The 16,952-nt window shown below is 47.4% G+C and carries 13 protein-coding genes; 5 read left to right on the forward strand and 8 right to left on the reverse strand.

Annotated elements, in window-relative coordinates:
* Positions 1 to 672 precede the first annotated feature (672 nt).
* Positions 673 to 909 carry an NHLP leader peptide family RiPP precursor gene (locus IEY34_RS31645; protein ID WP_229757933.1) on the forward strand — a complete coding sequence of 79 codons (237 nt, stop codon included), beginning with the start codon at positions 673 to 675 and terminating at the stop codon, positions 907 to 909.
* Positions 910 to 977: 68 nt separating this feature from the next.
* Here IEY34_RS31645 and IEY34_RS31650 read toward each other — a convergent pair whose 3' ends face one another.
* From IEY34_RS31650 to IEY34_RS31680, 7 genes are all read right to left on the reverse strand, one after another.
* A complete protein-coding gene (locus tag IEY34_RS31650) occupies positions 978 to 2,882 on the reverse strand; it encodes a sensor histidine kinase (RefSeq protein ID WP_189019587.1) in 1,905 nt (634 codons plus the stop codon).
* Positions 2,883 to 3,022: 140 nt separating this feature from the next.
* Entirely contained in the window at positions 3,023 to 3,994 is a 972-nt protein-coding gene (locus tag IEY34_RS31655; protein WP_189019590.1) for a phosphotransferase, read from the reverse strand.
* Between the two features lie 121 nt (positions 3,995 to 4,115).
* A complete protein-coding gene (locus tag IEY34_RS31660) occupies positions 4,116 to 4,988 on the reverse strand; it encodes a carbohydrate ABC transporter permease (protein ID WP_189019592.1) in 873 nt (290 codons plus the stop codon).
* A gap of 28 nt (positions 4,989 to 5,016) precedes the next feature.
* Positions 5,017 to 5,892 (reverse strand): carbohydrate ABC transporter permease, encoded by an 876-nt coding sequence (locus IEY34_RS31665; protein ID WP_189019594.1) that lies wholly within the window; start codon positions 5,890 to 5,892, stop codon positions 5,017 to 5,019.
* 72 nt (positions 5,893 to 5,964) lie between these two features.
* Entirely contained in the window at positions 5,965 to 7,311 is a 1,347-nt protein-coding gene (locus IEY34_RS31670; RefSeq protein ID WP_189019596.1) for an extracellular solute-binding protein, read from the reverse strand.
* A 135-nt stretch (positions 7,312 to 7,446) separates the two neighbouring features.
* Positions 7,447 to 9,006, reverse strand: a complete 1,560-nt coding sequence (locus IEY34_RS31675) for a response regulator (protein ID WP_189019598.1) — start codon at positions 9,004 to 9,006, stop codon at positions 7,447 to 7,449.
* On the reverse strand, positions 9,003 to 10,799 hold the full coding sequence (locus IEY34_RS31680; RefSeq protein ID WP_189019600.1) for a sensor histidine kinase: 1,797 nt from the start codon (positions 10,797 to 10,799) through the stop codon (positions 9,003 to 9,005). Before IEY34_RS31680 ends, IEY34_RS31675 begins: the two co-directional genes overlap by 4 nt.
* A gap of 159 nt (positions 10,800 to 10,958) precedes the next feature.
* Between IEY34_RS31680 and IEY34_RS31685 the strand changes: the two genes are divergently transcribed.
* Genes IEY34_RS31685 through IEY34_RS31700 form a run of 4 tightly spaced genes read left to right on the forward strand, consistent with a single transcriptional unit; the run spans position 10,959 to position 14,881 of the window.
* Positions 10,959 to 11,615: a helix-turn-helix transcriptional regulator gene (locus IEY34_RS31685; RefSeq protein ID WP_173226928.1), complete on the forward strand. Its 657-nt coding sequence runs from the start codon at positions 10,959 to 10,961 to the stop codon at positions 11,613 to 11,615.
* Positions 11,615 to 12,748 carry an alanine racemase gene (locus IEY34_RS31690; RefSeq protein WP_189019602.1) on the forward strand — a complete coding sequence of 378 codons (1,134 nt, stop codon included), beginning with the start codon at positions 11,615 to 11,617 and terminating at the stop codon, positions 12,746 to 12,748. Before IEY34_RS31685 ends, IEY34_RS31690 begins: the two co-directional genes overlap by 1 nt.
* 22 nt (positions 12,749 to 12,770) lie before the next feature.
* A complete protein-coding gene (locus tag IEY34_RS31695) occupies positions 12,771 to 14,375 on the forward strand; it encodes an N-acyl-D-amino-acid deacylase family protein (RefSeq protein WP_189019603.1) in 1,605 nt (534 codons plus the stop codon).
* Positions 14,376 to 14,416: 41 nt separating this feature from the next.
* On the forward strand, positions 14,417 to 14,881 hold the full coding sequence (locus IEY34_RS31700) for a RidA family protein (protein ID WP_189019605.1): 465 nt from the start codon (positions 14,417 to 14,419) through the stop codon (positions 14,879 to 14,881).
* Positions 14,882 to 15,220: 339 nt separating this feature from the next.
* On the opposite strand, the gene IEY34_RS31705 is transcribed toward IEY34_RS31700, so the two are convergent.
* On the reverse strand, positions 15,221 to 16,951 hold the full coding sequence (locus IEY34_RS31705) for a methyl-accepting chemotaxis protein (protein ID WP_189019607.1): 1,731 nt from the start codon (positions 16,949 to 16,951) through the stop codon (positions 15,221 to 15,223).
* Position 16,952 lies beyond the last annotated feature (1 nt).

Raw genomic sequence — 16,952 nt, forward strand, 5'->3', positions numbered from 1 at the left:
GTTACGGCGGCACTTTCAGCAGGATGCCACTTCTTAGTGCTGTTTTTCAGCCTTAAGTCCGCATGATCCTCTCATTTCCTCCAATCACCTTGCTGTAAGAGTGAAAAACAGCGTTACGGCGGCACTTTCAGCAGAATGCCACTTCTTAGCGCTGTTTTTCAGCCTTAAGTCCGCATGATCCTCTCGTTTTCTCCAATCACTTTGCTGTAAGAGTGAAAAACAGCGTTACGGCGGCACTTTCAGCAGGATGCTACTTCTTAGCGCTGTTTTTCAGCCTTAAGTCCGCATGATCCTCTCATTTCCTCCAATCACCTTGCTGTAAGAGTGAAAAACAGCGTTACGGCGGCACTTTCAGCAGGATGCCACTTCTTAGCGCTGTTTTTCAGCCTTAAAGTCCGCAATCAATTGAAACCTTTGTACATCCTATGGCTTAACCACTTCTTTCAAAGCAATCTATTGGACAATTTCAGAGGAACGTCTCATCCATATGTCTGACTAGCTAGAAAAACCGCATCCCTCGCTTAAGAGATGAGCCGCTTAAAACCGACAAAATCTATCGAGTAAACTATAGGACCCTATGATTTTCCAAACAGTAAAATTTTACTAGATTTTTACTGTTAAAATATGGTATTCTCATCTTGTAAGACAAATAACCTAGTAGGAGTGATCAAGATGTCAACGGAAATTTTAACAACGAAAATTGTTCAAAAGGCTTGGGAAGACCCTTCTTTCAAGGAACAGCTTCTTTCAAATCCCAAAGCTGCTCTTAAAGAAGCATTCGGCATCGTGATTCCTGATCATGTAGGACTCAAAGCGGTAGAAGAGACTGAGAACGAATTCGTCCTTGTCATTCCTACAAATCCTGCAAAAATGTTGGTTACTCCAAACGGTTCAGACGCGCAGTGGTAATTCCTATCTGTTCATAATGAAAGAGGCTGCCCTTAAGTCATTACATTGACTTGGGACAGCCTCTTTTTTTATTCAGTTGGTCTCTGACTGACAGCCGGGAAACGAATCATGACCTCCGTCCCCACATGCTTTTGACTGCTGAATTCGATTGTTCCTTTCATGGCTTCTATCAGTCGGAAGGTCACCATTAGCCCGAGGCCGGTTCCTTTTGTTTTCGTGGAGAAATAAGGCTCCCCCAGCTTGGCTAATTGTGCAGGTTCAATGCCTGCCCCGTTGTCTTTGATTTGTATCACAACATTGTTGTTGTGTTCGTGAGCCTGAATATGAATCTGGCCATCCTTTTGAAAAGCCTCAATGCTATTTTTAATGATATTAATTAACGCTTGTTTTAATTTGGATGAATTCCCGCAGATATAGAGATCATTAGGAATATTAAGAAAAACCGTCCCGCCATGGGAAGTTGCCAAGGGCACGATAATGCCTTCGATTTGCTTCAATTCTTTGGATATGTTTAACTCGGTCACCTCGTCAAGCTGGGGTTTGGCAAAGGTTAAGAAATCGGTAATAATTTCGGCAGCCCGATCTAACTCGCCAATGGCGATTTCGACAAACTTCTTATTCTTCTCATTGGAATCTTCGGATACGAGCTGCAGGAATCCCCGTGTAACTTGCAGCGGATTTCTAATTTCATGCGCGACAGAGGCTGTGAGGGAACTAATCACCTCCATTTTCTCTGATGCTTGCAAATGCTGATTATAGAACTCAAGCTCTTTGGAGTAATTCATTAATAAATCTTGATGGGCAGCGAATCTTCTTCCCAAAATAACAATGAGCGCAAAATTAAACCCTACAATCCCCCACTTCCATAGGAAAAGTTGATGTATTTGCGAACTGAAATAGTACCAAACGAGATCGATCGTTCCTAATAAGGCAAAAAAGGCAAAGCCTTTGGAAAAGATAACGGCATCCTTATTGCCCCTCTTCGCATAAAGAACTGAAAAGCTAACCAGAAGAACGAATTGAGTGATCATGATGTAACCTAAGACGGTAGAGGTCATGAAATAATAAGCTTTATTAAACTTGTAGTCATTAATTTGATTATCCACCATAAATACTAGGTAGAAAATAGAATAGATGACTTGGAATCTTCTAAAATTGCGAATGACAACCAGCTGTCCATTTTCAAAAACTTTTTCGAAATAGTAGCTTAGCGTGGGTAGGAAGATCGCAAGCGAGAGGTCGAACATATTCGAATACATTGCGCCGTAATCCCCAAAATAGACATAGGTAAACGGTGCGTTCGTAATAAAAATAATACCCATTGTAATAAAAATAATACTTAATGAAAGCCAACTGGCAATCTGATTCCTTTTGAGATACATGGAACAAATGAGCATGATCAGAGCGATACAGATAAAGGAACAGCCGATAATGATGCTGGCTAAATCATGTACGACGAAGGGCCGCATTAACTCCGTATGGTTACCAAGCTTGATTGGTGAATTGATTCCCAAACGATCAAGACTTGTTTCTAATTTAATATAAACATTTTTGCCTGCATCTCCATGATTGATCGGGATGAGAATTCGCTGTACATCGAACGTAAACCGATAGTGCCTCTCATGGACCAGTTGATCCCCTAAGTATACGCCGACCTGCTGCGCATAAATTTCGTTGATTGATATACTGGATTGGTCCGGAAGATCAAGCGGCAGATCCACTCTGACCCAAGCGGTCGAAATGGTTGAAGGCTTCGCTGGGCTTGCTCTATAATCGGAGATTTTCATCCATTTGGAGTCGGGAACTTCGGATATCTCCTTCCATCCATCCTTCTCCATCCCCCACAGCAGGCTCCATTCTTTGATCGAATTAGCGCTATCCTGACTGGATGCATGCACAGAAGAAGAACTAAAACAACAACCAATGATGATCATCAGAAAAGCGATCGAGCGCATTCTTTCCGAGAATTTCATTATCGTCACCTTTTCCAAGATATTATAGCAAAATTGTGATAACCTTCTAATTTCTGCAAATTTTATGGTTATCCTGCTTTTTGCTGCAACTTGAAAATAAAAAAGCCGCTCTGATCTGTTCGCAGTGGAATTCTAGCAAACTAACACAAATCGGCGTTTTTCATGAGGTAGTCTACGACACTGATTATAATCTCGAACGTTTCGGCTCGCTGGTTAAGCAATAAGGAGCGTTCAAATTTGTCTTGTTCCAAATCGAATTCGATTAATATAAGAACCCAGACGGAGTAAAGTGCACAATATCTATGATAATCGTAGATGAATGAATCCTTTACATCTGTTTGCAATTTGCCGCGCTCTGCAGCGTAAGTCATTAAAATGGGGAGTCTGTCTCTAAGATTTGACATCGGCCTTCTATAGAAGGGACTTGTAATATCCAACAGGCAAAATAAATCCCAGTATACACTATTCACATGTATATACTCCCAATCAATAATAACCAAGCCGGAATTAGCCATGGCGATGTTCAACGGATTCAAGTCACCATGAGAAACGACAGTCTCTTCCCCCCAATGATGATGCACGATTTCCCGGTAAAAGAAGTCCACAACCGTAGGCTTAAACTCTGGAGAAGCGAGTATGCTGCGAACTTGCTGATCTTTGGTCCGTAAATAAGCCTGGACAGCGGCTGCTTCGGGTGTGTGTCCTGTAAACTCACCGACAAGCAGTTCCTTGGACAGCAAATGCCATGCAGGTATCAATGAAGCCGTACGCTTCAGCACCTCTGTTTCAAAGCCATGCTTCAGAGGCCCCATGTCCTCAATAATCATCCAGTAGTTTTCTGGTTCATTCGTTCTTGCCTCTAGGAGGATTCTTGGAACGCGCACACTCGGGATCAAAGGGATGATATAATCTTGCACCCACATTTCCTTTCCTAAACTGGGGAAATTGGTTAGGCGCTTATAGATAAAACTATCCGTATGATTTTCCAAATGAACCCTTATGCGCTCCACTTTTTGACCATTTCGCCCCACATATATCTCTTCACTCTCATGAGGAATCCCGCTTCGAATGTCCCCTTGATCGGTAAAGATGAGTTCTATCTTCGCATTCATGGACGAATCGCCACCTTGTAGATTTCTTATTATGATTGTAGAAGAAGACAGAGCAAAAAGCCACCCTATGACTCTGTGGAAGCAGTCTCATGGTGGCCTTTCTCGCACTTCTATCTGACTCTTATCCTTTTACTGCGCCAGCCGTCATGCCCTTCATAATCTGTTCCTGGAACAGTAAGAAGACGATAATCGTTGGCAATACAGCAATCGCTAAAGCAGCCATCGTTAATTCATAATCCGTCATATACCCGGTCGCAAAAGCGGATAAGCTCAGCGGAACCGTCTTGAGCGCAGGCTTGCTGATAAAGACAAGCGCAAAGGCAAAGTCGTTCCAGAACCGTAGAAACCCTAGAATTGCGACCGTGGATAGCGCCGGCATACTAAGCGGAAGCATCATGCGGAAGAAAATTCCCCAATAACCTGTTCCGTCGATTAACGCGGCTTCTTCAATCTCTTTGGGAATCGTAATTAAGTAAGCGGCGATGACGAAAATAGCAAGCGGCAGCTCAAAAGCCACATAAGGGAGAATAAGTGCTCCGTACGTATTCAGCAGACCTACTTTTTTCATAATAATGAATAAAGGAACTAGGGTGCTGTGAATAGGAATTAGCATGCCTAATAGAAATAAGCCCATGAAAAATGGTTTTAATTTGAACGTAAACCGCGATAATACAAAAGCAGCTAGTGCGCCAATGACTAACGTGAGCAGCAAGGAAGCTACCGTAACGATGGTTGAATTCATAAGTGAAAGCCCCATCCCCGATACTTTCCATGCGCGAACCACATTGTCCCATTTCCACACGGTCGGCAGTAAAAAAGGCCGCGAATAAAACTCTTCATTCGACTTAAACGCACTGATAAACAACCAAATCAATGGATAAATGGTGACAAGCGCGTACAAGGATAGACCTGCGTTGACAAGTCCTTGTATCCATGCCTTTCGCTTCTTGCCTCCAGCGGGAAATCCCGTCTGCGTCGATACAACCTGCGCCATAGATGTCCCTCCCTAGAGCATTTTCTTTCTATCGATAATCCTTTTTCATCAGGTATTGACTGCCGACAATCAAAATCAAGCTAAGAATGATGATAGCCGTAGAAATCGCGCTGCCAAAACCGAAACGGTAAACGTTGAACGTGCTGTTGTACATATATGAAGCTAATAGTTCCGTGGAATGCGCAGGTCCACCGCCCGTCATCACATAGATGAGATCGAATGCTTTCAAGCTTCCGGAAATACACAGCACAACGGCTACTTTGACGGTATCCCAGATCATGGGCAGTGTGACGGCAAACAATTTGCGAACCGGACCTACGCCATCGAGCTGTGCAGCGTCTTCGATTTCAGGTGAAATATTTTGTAAAGCCGCAATGAACATAATCATGTAAGGACCAATATAATTCCAGATGATCGGCACCATCAGTGCGAACATCGATACTTTCGGATCCGAGAGCCAAGCTTTTTTCCAACTGTCAAGTCCAATCCCATCAAGCATGAAGTTCAAAATACCGATTTGCGGGTGGTAGATATAGCCCCAGATAATCCCGACAACAACCGAGGATAACACCATGGGCATAAAAACAGAAGCACGAATTACACGTTGAAAAAAAGTGCTGCGCATCAGAAGAAGCGCTAGAATCATGGCAATGGGAACCTGACCAAAAACGGAAGCTGCCACGATGAGCATGTTGTTTTTGAAAGATTTCCAGAAAATTGGATCCTTGATGACTTCGACATAGTTGTCAAATCCGATAAATTTAGCGGCTCCGATCCCTTTCCAGTCAAAAAAGCCATAGTAGGCCGACCAGAAAATTGGCACAATTACAAAAAACAAATAAATGACTAAGGCCGGAAGGAGCCCTATGGTAATGAATCCTCTGATTCTTGCAGATGCAGTCATGACTTCCCTCCTTCTCATCTTTTTTGAAAAAAGGCTCCAGCCGGGCTTTGGCTGGAGTCCTGGTGCCGTACCTTATTTACCGACGGCTTTAGCTTGCGCGTCTTGAATTTTCTTAGCAATATCCTCTGGCTTGCCGCCCATAAGGAGCTCTTGCAAACCATTATTCACGACATCGGCACTAGCGGAAGTAAGTCTTCCATCATAAACCGGAGTTTTCTTAACGGTACTCATCATTTTATAAACATCTGCGAACAATGAGGATACTTTGGAAGTGTCCAAGTCTACTTTGTAGCTCACGAGCTGATTGCTTTCTAGAATTGCTTTTTGTGCTTGAGGGCCAGACAGTGCATAAATCAATTCGTAAGCTGCTGCTTTCTGTGCGCCGCTTACTTTCTTGCTCATCCCAAGTCCTGTTCCTACAACACCGGAAAGGGAATTTGGATCACCTTTACCGTTAGGCACAGATGGCAGAACCGTTACAGCCATATTCGCCAAAGCTTCTTTGGAAGTATTGGCAGCCAAGTTCGGCAGCGCCCATCCGCCATCGATCATCATAGCCGCTTTACCTTGCGCGAACATTTGTTCCATCTGCGTGTTGTCGATGCTGTTGAAGCCTTCTTGGAACGCTCCTGCTTTACCAAGTTGTTGAAGGTACGTCAAGGATTGAACGAATTCAGGATCCGTGAATTTCGCGCCATTTTGATCAACAGCTTTCAAGAACCAATCTGTGCCTGTCACACGGTCAGCCAGCGAGCTGAGGATACTGGACTGTGCAACCCATGCAGCCTTGTTACCAAGCGCGATTGGCGTTACGTTGTTCTTTTTGAACGTATCCACCAGTTTCATGAGATCGTCCCATGTTTTTGGAGGTTGAACGCTATATTTATTGAAGATTTCTTTGTTGTAATAAAGAATGGAAGTTGGTGATAACGCCATTGGCGCGCTGTACGTTTTGCCAGAGATGGTGAAGTCATCGAAGGACCCTGGCATAAAACCGTTTTTCCAATCGGCTTTGCTGTCGAGTAATTCATTTATTGGCTGAATCAAGTCGCCGGCAACGAATTCTTTGGTCATAACGCCCGGCCACATGACGAATAAATCCGGCATTTCGTTAGCCGCAGCAACCGTTTTCAGACGTGGGCGGTAACCATCGGGCGGAATCCCTTGGATATCCAACTCGACATTAGGATGATCTTTCTTGAATTTCTCCATGTATTCACGCATGGTTTTGGCGCGTAAATCTTCGCCCGTATAGTTGTGCCAAATGGATAATTTTACTTTCTCCGCCGGTTTTCCGGCATCTGTTGTTTTAGGAGCCGTGCTCTCTTTCGTCCCGCCTGTTGTTCCTGTTGAACCACAACCAGCCAACAAAGCGACTGACACTGTAGTTACGAGTGTAACGATTAATGACTTTCTCATGTGTTCGGACCTCCCTAAAGGTTTTCGTAGAAAACTAGCTTCTTTTCGATTCAATCTCTCTCGCTACACCTTTAGTATAGGGGACAATTTCAGGAGGCGGTACGGGAGAGACTTCGGCACGAAGGGGGACATTATTCAGTCTTTATTCCCTTGCCGAAACTCGGAGGGCGTTCTTCCGGTATACTTTTTAAACTGCTGCGTAAAGTATTTGATATCCTCATAGCCGACTCTTCTGGCAATATCGCTCACCTTGGTTTGTGTCCCCTGAAGGATATCTATGGCGCGTTTCATCCTCTCCTGGGTGACGAATTCAATATACGTACAACCTGTCTCCCGCTTGAAGACCTCGCTGAAATGATTGGGATTGACGTGGACAAAACCAGCCACCTGTTGAAGCGATATCGGCTGATGCAGATTATCCCGTATATAGGCAATGGATTTGTAGACATAGGCATACCGGTTTTGATCCAAGCCTTGATGGAAACGCGTCATCACCGCAGAAAGCACCTTGAAGACTTCATCTTCGGGACGCCCTTCTCCCTCATAGACAGGCAGCGTGCTTAGTGAAGCTGTCCCATTCTGAGCCGAACAGGCGCGTTCCAGCCAGCGATGCCCTGCAATCATCATGGACTGTAAATAGCCTTGAACCGAAAGCGGCGTTGCAGCCGTATCTTCCATCAAAGCACGCACCTTCTGATTTACCCAGTGCCGCAGCTCTGTTGCATTGTCGCTCATTAAGATTGCCGTAAGCTCTGCCTCTTCCTTCTCCGTACAAACCGTACGGCCTCCGCTGCGCTCACGAATATCTTCAAGCGTAAACAAGCCCTTCGTCCCGATCAGCCCTTGATAAGCAAAAACCTCCTTCGCCGTACGGTACGATTCCCGAAGTCCGTTGAAATCCGGCGCTACCGTGCCCAGCGCTGCGAATGCGGAGCATTTGAGCGTATCCGTGACCCGTTTTAGCGCTTTCGTCAACCCGGCTTGATCGGTGAATCCGGCTTCATGGCGAACAACAAGGAGCAAATGATCCTTGTTCATCAGGGTTACGCAAGGGATCAGCTCGAAGAGAATATTCTCCGCCGCGCCTTGCAGCAGCTCCGTAATCGGCGATTCTCCCCATCCGGAAACGTAAAGAAGAAGCACCTGCATAGGAGCAGGCAGCCCGGAATCCGGATACACGTCTACCCCATACTTGCGAAACCAAACCATCAGTTGGTCCAGTGCATGTTCATCCTCCTGCAAGCCGCGGTTTAGAACCCGGTCTAGCAGCTGAGTGCGGAGCGCAGCCTGTTGAAGCATATCTTGCTTCACTGACTCCCATTTATCCATAATGTTCTGCTTGCACTTTAGCGCAGCCTTAATAATTTCCTCCGGGCGACTCGTCTTCAACAAGTAATCGGTTACGCCTTCGCGCAGAGCTTGTTGGGCATAGCTAAAATCATCGTAACCCGTCAGAATCACGATTTCCGTATCCGGCAGCAGCAGCTTCACCTGGCGAGCAAGCTCGATACCGTCCATACCGGACATCCGAATGTCCGTTAAGACAATATGCGGCTTCTCCACGGGGATACGCTCCAGAGCCTCCTCCGCCGATGAAGCGGCTGGAAGCAGTTCAAGCCCAAGCTCCTTCCAGTCAATTACCGTACAGAGTCCAGTTCGAATAATAACCTCGTCATCCACAATCAAGATTCTCATTGCTCTATCTCTCCCTTCTCCAGAGGAATTGAAAATGAAATCGTCGTCCCGACACCAATCGTGCTCTCAACCACAAGCCCCGAGCCTGCGCCATAATGCAATAACAATCTCCGGTGAACATTAATGAGCCCATAGCTCGTAACGGCGATCTTTACATCTTTGAACGTTACATTTCGCACACCCAATTGATGATTTGCCTGCATGATTTGTCCTTGAATGTCACGAAGTTTCGCTTCTTCCATCCCGATTCCCGTGTCTTCCACAACGAATTTCATTTGATTGTCGCGCAGCTCGCCGTGCACATAGATATGACCCTTCGCTTTTTTCTTCTGAATGCCGTGGATCAGACTATTCTCAATCAAAGGCTGGAGGAGCAGCTTTAACATCGAGTTTTGGACCATACCTGGATCCATAAAGAATTCAATTTCGAATTGATCCGGAAAGCGGATCGCCTGGATATACGCATAGTTTTGGGCATGTGAAATCTCCTGTTGCACCGAGCAAAACTCTTCGCCTTTATTCAAACTGAACCGCAAGAAATCACTCAACGCACCTACCATATCCGCGATCTGACGATCCTTGTTCATCAGGGCAATCCAATGAATCGAGGAAAGCGTGTTATAGAGAAAGTGCGGATTAATTTGAGCTTGCAGCGCCAATATATCCGCCTCTTTTTTCATCGCTTCGTTCAGCTGCACCTGGTCCTTCAGCCTGCTGATCCGCTCACTAAGCTTGTTATAGCTGTGAACAAGCAGCCCGACTTCGTCGACACTTTTCACCTCATAGGTGGGTATCGTCTCTTCCGGGTTCAAATCCTTCAGATATTTGGTCAATTTGGTCAAAGGCTTGGTCACCCATTGCAAGAAATACAGGACCAGCCCCATTGCCAGCAGCAGTGCAATTACGATTGTAACGGCCGTTACAGTCAACACATACCCATTCTGTTTCTGGTAAATCTCAGTAGGAATGAAACCAATCAACGTCCAGCCTAATCGAGGAATCTGATTGTACAATACCGTATGCGGCTGCTCCATGTTCTCCACATTCAGCACACCGCTTGTCTGCTCCAGTTTCCCCAAATTCGGATAAATCTCGGCAAAGGTATGGGCCAACCAACTGGGATCGCCACCCGAAATAATGCGGCTATACTGATCCAGCAGAAGCACGAAACCACTGCTTTCCCAGCCGGAATCGGTCAAATAACGCTCAATTTCAGCCTGATCCAGCGAAACGGTAAGTGTACCCAACGTCTTAAACGTGCTGACATCACGAATCGGTCTAACTAGGGAGATCACTTTCTTAGGACCGTCCGACGTCTGAATCTCATAAAGCGGTGACCACCACTTCGTTGCTGATTTGTATACGGATTCATATTGCTGCAGAAGCGGCTGTAAGCCGGAGTTGGTAATGGTTGTTGTAAAAAGTACAGGATTGCTATTGCTTGGCGTAATCGTAATATTGAGAATGTATTTCTTGGAATACGATAGATTCCATAGAGTTCCGACGATTTGTGAGTAGCTGTTAACATCGCCTTCTTTGCTGTTCAAATAGGTTTGGATATCCTTTTGCCCAATCAAAAAGATCGACGTGTTCTCCACGTCTTGAATGACGAAGTCGAGTTTATCCGTCATCTGCTTCAGGGTGTTCATCCCCGCTTGCTTCGCTTTATCCTCAGTCACGGATGTTGCGATTTGATAGGAAACAATCCCCATAGAAAGCAGCGGGAGCACCACTGCGAATAAAATGAGCAAAGACAGCTTACGTTTCAGTGATTTGGCAAACCAGCGTTTCACGGGGGATCTCTCCTTTACAATTCCAACATCTTTTTTTACATAGTACCAGAGCCCAAACTAAAAATCATACTTTTTTTTAGTTGAACAAACTTTTTGTTTGACATTCATCGTGTTTGTGTTACTATTTTGCTCAGAATAACCTTTCAAGGGGGATAACGGGTGGAATCCATTCAAGATGAATTTGGCTTTTTAACCGATCTGGTGACAGGGCTTGCCGCTCAATTCGGAGATAACTGCGAAGTCGTGCTCCATGATTTGACCGGATCTTACGAAAGTTCCATCGTCGCCATTGCGAACGGTCACATTACAGGACGCAAGGTCGGAGACCCCGGTACGAACCTGGGACTTGAACTGCTGCGTGGCAATCATGTGAACGGCAACAAATACAACTATTTAACACAGACGAAGGACGGACGCATCCTGCGTTCAAGTTCGATGTATATGAAAAATAAGGCAGGACACATCATCGGTTCGCTATGCATTAACTTTGATATTACCGAGCTTATGATTGCAGACAGAACTTTGCAAACGCTCATTAATCCAGGGCAGCAAACGGAAGTAAAGGAATCCTTCGTCACGAGCGTCAGCGATTTGCTGGATGCCCTTATACAAGAGGCTCAAGAGCAAGTCGGCAAGCCTGTAGCTGTGATGACCAAAGAAGACAAAATGCGTATGATTCAGTTGCTGGATGCCAAAGGCGCATTCCTGATCAAAAAAGGCGGAGAGAAGATTTGCGCCTATCTGAATATTTCAAAGTATACCCTTTATAGCCATTTAGAAGAAGGCAAAAGCGCCGCGAAAGAGAGTGAAGCGTGATGACAGAAACCTTAAAAGCCAACGAAACACTGGAAACCTTGGAAACACCGTGCGTAATCATTGATTCCGCGCTTGTCGATCGCAACATCCAAGTGATGGCTGATGCCATTAAGCAGCATCAAGTGAAACTACGTCCGCATGCCAAAACCCATAAGATGCCAGCAATTGCACGTCAACAAATAGAAGCAGGCGCTGTCGGCATCACGGTTGCCAAGATTTCTGAAGCTGAGGTTATGGCAGCGAGTGGCATTAACAATATTTTCGTCGCCTACCCGATCGTGACGCCTAGCAAAATTGAAAGAGCGGTCCGCCTAAGCGAGCAAATCGAGCTGATTATCGGCGTCGACAGCTTGGCAGGCGCACAGCAGCTGGAGCAGATCGCTGCTGTGCACGGCCATTCGCTGCAGGTTCGTTTAGAAATCGACACCGGCTTTCGCAGAACCGGCGTGCTCTATGAGCAGGCCTCTGCGCTTGCGGCGCAAATCGCCCGTATGCCGCACTTGCGGCTAACCGGCATCTACACGTTCCGCGGCTCGTTCCATGCTGGCAAGGCTACGCTTGACGTAGCGGCGGCCGGCCTGGAAGAAGGCACGCTGATGGTGCAGTTGGCCGAGCGTCTTCGTGCCGAGGGCATTGCCATCGTCGATGTTAGCGTCGGCTCTACACCGACAGCCATCTCCGCAGCTGCCGTAGAAGGCGTGACCGAAGTCCGCCCGGGCACCTACGTGTTCCACGACCGGATGCAAGCCCGCCTTGGCGTCTGCGATATCGCAGATTGCGCAGGCAGTGTGCTCGTCACGATCGTCAGCCGCCCCTCCGCTGATCTTATCATCGTGGACGGCGGCAGCAAAACATTCGCTACCGATGTGCAGCCAGGTACAGAACCCCTTCAGCTTCGCGGTTTTGGCCATATTATGAACCTTGAAGACGCGTATCTCGTTCGCTTATCGGAAGAACACGGCATGATTGAACTGGGACCGCTGGCGCAAACAGCCCTCTTGCAAGTCGGCGATAAGCTGCGCATCATCCCTAATCATATTTGCAGCACCGTTAACCTGCACAATCAAGTTGTTATACAACGCGGTCATACCTATGAACGTGTGCCAGTGCTTGCTCGGGGAATGCTAGAGTAATCAATCAGGAGGTGTAGCTATTATGTTGGATCTTATCTTGAAAAATGGCCGGATTGTCGATGGCACAGGCAATCCTTGGTTTGCCGGCGATGTCGCCATTCAAGGCCAAACAATTGTAGCTGTTGGCCAAATTCATGAGGAAGCCGCACAAGTCATCGATGTGCAGCACCAAGTGATTGCCCCTGGCTTTATTGATGGGCATTGTCATTCCGATTTAATGATTTTCGATTATCCGCACAGCGAAATCAAGATGCGCCAAGGCGTCACAACCGAAGTCGTTGGCAACTGCGGCTTGGCACCGGCGCCCTTCGTCCCTGCCCAAGCTGAGCTGCTGCAAAGCTATATTCAGCCTGTCATCGGCCAAACCAAATGGGCTTGGCCATGGGAAACAGTCGGACAATACATGGATGCTGTTGCCGACTCCCGCCCTTCCGAGCACATGGCTACCTATGTAGCCCACGGTGCCCTGCGCATTGCCGTGATGGGCTTTGCCAATCGTCCGGCGACCACACTAGAAGTTGCGCAGATGAAGCAAATCCTGGAAGAGGGCTTAAAGGCCGGGGCGATCGGATTGTCGATCGGACTTCTATACGCTCCTGGCAGCTACACGAGCAAAGAAGAAATCGCTGAGCTATGTTCGGTGCTGCCAGCCTATAACGGTCTCTTCTCCACACATATTCGCGGAGAGGGCAATAATTTGCTGCCATCCGTTCAAGAGGTCATCTGGATTGCTGAGAAAGCCGGCGTTTCGCTGCATATCAGCCATCTTAAAGCAGCGGGCAAACGTAATTGGGGACAAATTGTCGATGCCCTGGAACTTATTGAAGACGCCAGAGCGCGCGGCATGGATGTGACCTGTGACGTATACCCCTACAATGCCGGATCTACAAGTTTGACAACCATTCTACCTCCATGGGTACTGGAAGGCGGTATCGAGAAAGTACTCGATTTGCTGCGCAGTCCTAAGATACGCAGCGTTATCCGTGAGGAGCTAAGTCATGAACAAGTCACTTGGGACAATCTCATTTGCTCCACAGGCTGGCAAAGTGTATTCTTGTCCGCTATGCATACAGAGAAAAACCGTCATCTCGAAGGCAAGCACATCGCCGAAATCAGCGAAATGCGCGGTCAGCATCCAGCGGATTGCATGATGGATCTGCTGTTGGAAGAAGAAGGCCGAATCTCCATTGTCTACTTCCACATGTCCGATGATGATGTGAAGCAAGTCGTTGCCTACGACAAATCACTCATCGCTTCGGATAGTCTTACTTGTGATACAGGTAAACCGCATCCGCGGTTATACGGAACGTTCCCGCGCGTCTTCGCCAAATTTGTGCGCGAGCACCGTGTCCTTACCTTAGAGCAAGCCGTACGCAAAGTGACTTCCTTCCCTGTGCAGCGCTTTAAGCTAGGGAAACGCGGACTCATTGTCCCGGGCTACATCGCCGATGTCACTGTTTTTAACCCAGATACCATTCAAGATCATGCTACGTTCGAGGAACCTAGACTTTATCCAGATGGTATCCCGCACGTTGTGGTGAATGGAAAACTTACCTTGTCTAACGGTGAGCATACCCATGCACGCGAAGGGATATTCATCCGAGCGCAGCACTGCTGCCGTCATTAATCATTTATCCAAATCTACTAACTAATCCGGAGGTTACTACCATGTCCCAAATCGAACAACGCTTATTAGAACTAGGCATCACGCTTCCCCCATCCCCAGAACCGCGTTTCACGTATATTCCTTGCAATCAAACAGGCAATCTGATCTATTTGTCCGGCCAAGACTGCCGCATCAATGGCGATCTGATGTTTGAAGGTAAAGTCGGCCGCGAAGTTACGATCGAGCAAGGCCAAGCTGCAGCTCGTCAAACGATCATCAACTGCTTGGCGGTTATGAAAGGGTACCTGGGCGACCTTGACCGTGTTGTGAAAATCGTGAAAATGCTCGGCTTCGTGAACAGCGCACCTGGTTTCGGCGATCAGCCTTACGTCATCAACGGCGCATCCGATTTGCTCGTCGCTGTGTTCGGCGAACAAGGCAAACACGCTCGTTCCGCGATCGGGACAAGCGATCTGCCCTTTCATACACCAGTCGAAATTGAGCTTATCGTAGAAGTACGCGATTAGGAAAACAGAAAAGGACCTGAGGCTGCTGCCTTAGGTCCTTTTCTATCATCAAACCAACTGCTAAAGGGAGGGAACTACAATCCTTTATTTGTGCCAAAACCCGTCTAAACCCACCACAAAAGGAACTATGGTACGCTATCTATTCAAATCCATGCTTCAAATCGAGCAAACTACTGATATAGCGTATCCTAGTTCCCCTTGAGCATAGAAAGAGACATTCTTGGAGCATATAACGTACTGTAGTTCCCTTTTATCCTGAATATGGCACTCACAAGCATCACGTCCCTACCTGGAATACACTCTGGCTGCTCAACTGCTCTGACCCACAGATCACATCAATCACACACGGAAGCGGCCAATCAGCGTCTGCAAGTCCGCCGCCATGCTGTTCAGCACCGTGGCCGACGAAACAATCTCCTCCATGCTCGCGTATTGCCCCTCGATGTTGGAGGAAACCACACGCGCTCCCGAAGCCGTTTGCCCGGCGACTTCGTCAATCGCCCGGATCACATCCACGGCTGCGCGTGTCTTCTCCGAGATCGACGCCGAGCTGCCGGCGACTTCCGTGATCTGTCTGGCGAGCTCGTCCATCGCCACACGAATGCGCTTGAATGTCATCTGCGCCACGCCGACAACCTCAAGCCCGGTCTCTACCTCGCGGGTTCCCGCCTCGGTAGAGCCAACAACACGTCTGGTCTCCTCCTGAATGCTGGTCACCAGAGCTGCCACATCTTCAGCCGCCGCTCCCGTCTGCATAGACAGCTTGCGGACTTCGTCGGCCACAACCGCGAAACCTTTGCCGGCAGCGCCAGCACGAGCCGCTTCAATAGAAGCATTAAGCGCGAGCATATTCGTTTGTCGCGCAATATTAGCGATCATGCTGTTCGCATGAACGATTTGTTCAGAGCGCTGGCCGAGTCTTTGCACCGATTCGGCCAGTTCTTCCATCTTCTGATGGATGGCATGCATCTGAGCTATCGCTGTCTCAACAGCAGCATTGCCTGCCCCTGCCTCCTGTTGGGCGAGAGAAGACTGTTGGTTCGCGGACTGCGTAACACCGGCAATCTGACTCACAGCTGCCGACATTTCTTCCATGATGGCAACAGCCAAATGAACGCTCCTTACTTGCTCATCCGTACCGATCGAAATATGCTGGACCGTATTTGTAATTCGCTCAGAGGACTCGCTGACATGCTCAGAGTTGCTGCTCAAAGCTGCCGAAGCTGTGGCAACTTGCTGAGCACTGCCGCCTACTTGACTAATTAAGCGATGCAAATTAGCTTTCATTTGGTTAAAAGCGTTAGCCAGATCTCTCAATTCATCACGATTCTTCACTTGAATATCGCTAACGGTTAAGTCGCAGGCAGCGATTCGCTCAGCCGCTCGCACCATGGAACGCATGGGGGTCACGATCATGCGCGACAATACAAGACCCATGGCCAAAGCAAATAGGAATGCCCCCAAGCTAACCCAAATCAGCGTTTGCACCGTCGATTTGACCACATCGTGATTACGTGCAGAAGCATCCTCTTGGGTCAACTTTTCGAGGTCTTCAATTTTCGCAGCAGCCTGCGTTAAGGTTTCTGTCGTAGGGATGGCCCACTGCGTCGCTTCCGCCTTAGCCAAGGTAACATTGCCTTTGTTCGCATACTCTGTTACTTTCTTCACAAGACGTGCAAACGTCATATTGGAATCCATGATAGACTGAATAGCGCTCTGCTCATCTTCGTTAGGGGATAACTCCCCCATCTGGGCAATGACAGCAGCAAGCGCTGCATTCATATCCGTTAAACGCTGCTCCTTCTCCTTGGTCGGATCCAGCACATACCCGAACAGCATGCTGTTCTGCATTTGTGTTTTTTCTTTAATTTCCGAAACAATGCGCAGAATGGAGACATTGTCGCCTAACAGCTTGGCATAGGAGCTGTCCACTTTGTTCAAATAGGTATACGACATGCCGCTGGTCGCAGCCACAAGCAAAGAAACGATGACGAAAGCTCCCACAATTTTGCTTCTCAAAGACAACACCAGCAGCCTTTTCTTCCAAACAGCTACAAAGTTTTTAGACATA

This window comes from Paenibacillus marchantiophytorum (assembly GCF_014640555.1).
Taxonomy (GTDB): Bacteria; Bacillota; Bacilli; order Paenibacillales; family NBRC-103111; genus Paenibacillus_E; species Paenibacillus_E marchantiophytorum.

Coding starts and splice junctions, on each gene's coding strand:
- IEY34_RS31645 (WP_229757933.1), top strand. CDS start 673: ATGTCAACGGAAATTTTAACAACGAAAATTGTTCAAAAGGCTTGGGAA.
- IEY34_RS31650 (WP_189019587.1), bottom strand. CDS start 2,882: ATGAAATTCTCGGAAAGAATGCGCTCGATCGCTTTTCTGATGATCATC.
- IEY34_RS31655 (WP_189019590.1), bottom strand. CDS start 3,994: ATGAATGCGAAGATAGAACTCATCTTTACCGATCAAGGGGACATTCGA.
- IEY34_RS31660 (WP_189019592.1), bottom strand. CDS start 4,988: ATGGCGCAGGTTGTATCGACGCAGACGGGATTTCCCGCTGGAGGCAAG.
- IEY34_RS31665 (WP_189019594.1), bottom strand. CDS start 5,892: ATGACTGCATCTGCAAGAATCAGAGGATTCATTACCATAGGGCTCCTT.
- IEY34_RS31670 (WP_189019596.1), bottom strand. CDS start 7,311: ATGAGAAAGTCATTAATCGTTACACTCGTAACTACAGTGTCAGTCGCT.
- IEY34_RS31675 (WP_189019598.1), bottom strand. CDS start 9,006: ATGAGAATCTTGATTGTGGATGACGAGGTTATTATTCGAACTGGACTC.
- IEY34_RS31690 (WP_189019602.1), top strand. CDS start 11,615: ATGACAGAAACCTTAAAAGCCAACGAAACACTGGAAACCTTGGAAACA.
- IEY34_RS31695 (WP_189019603.1), top strand. CDS start 12,771: ATGTTGGATCTTATCTTGAAAAATGGCCGGATTGTCGATGGCACAGGC.
- IEY34_RS31700 (WP_189019605.1), top strand. CDS start 14,417: ATGTCCCAAATCGAACAACGCTTATTAGAACTAGGCATCACGCTTCCC.
- IEY34_RS31705 (WP_189019607.1), bottom strand. CDS start 16,951: ATGTCTAAAAACTTTGTAGCTGTTTGGAAGAAAAGGCTGCTGGTGTTG.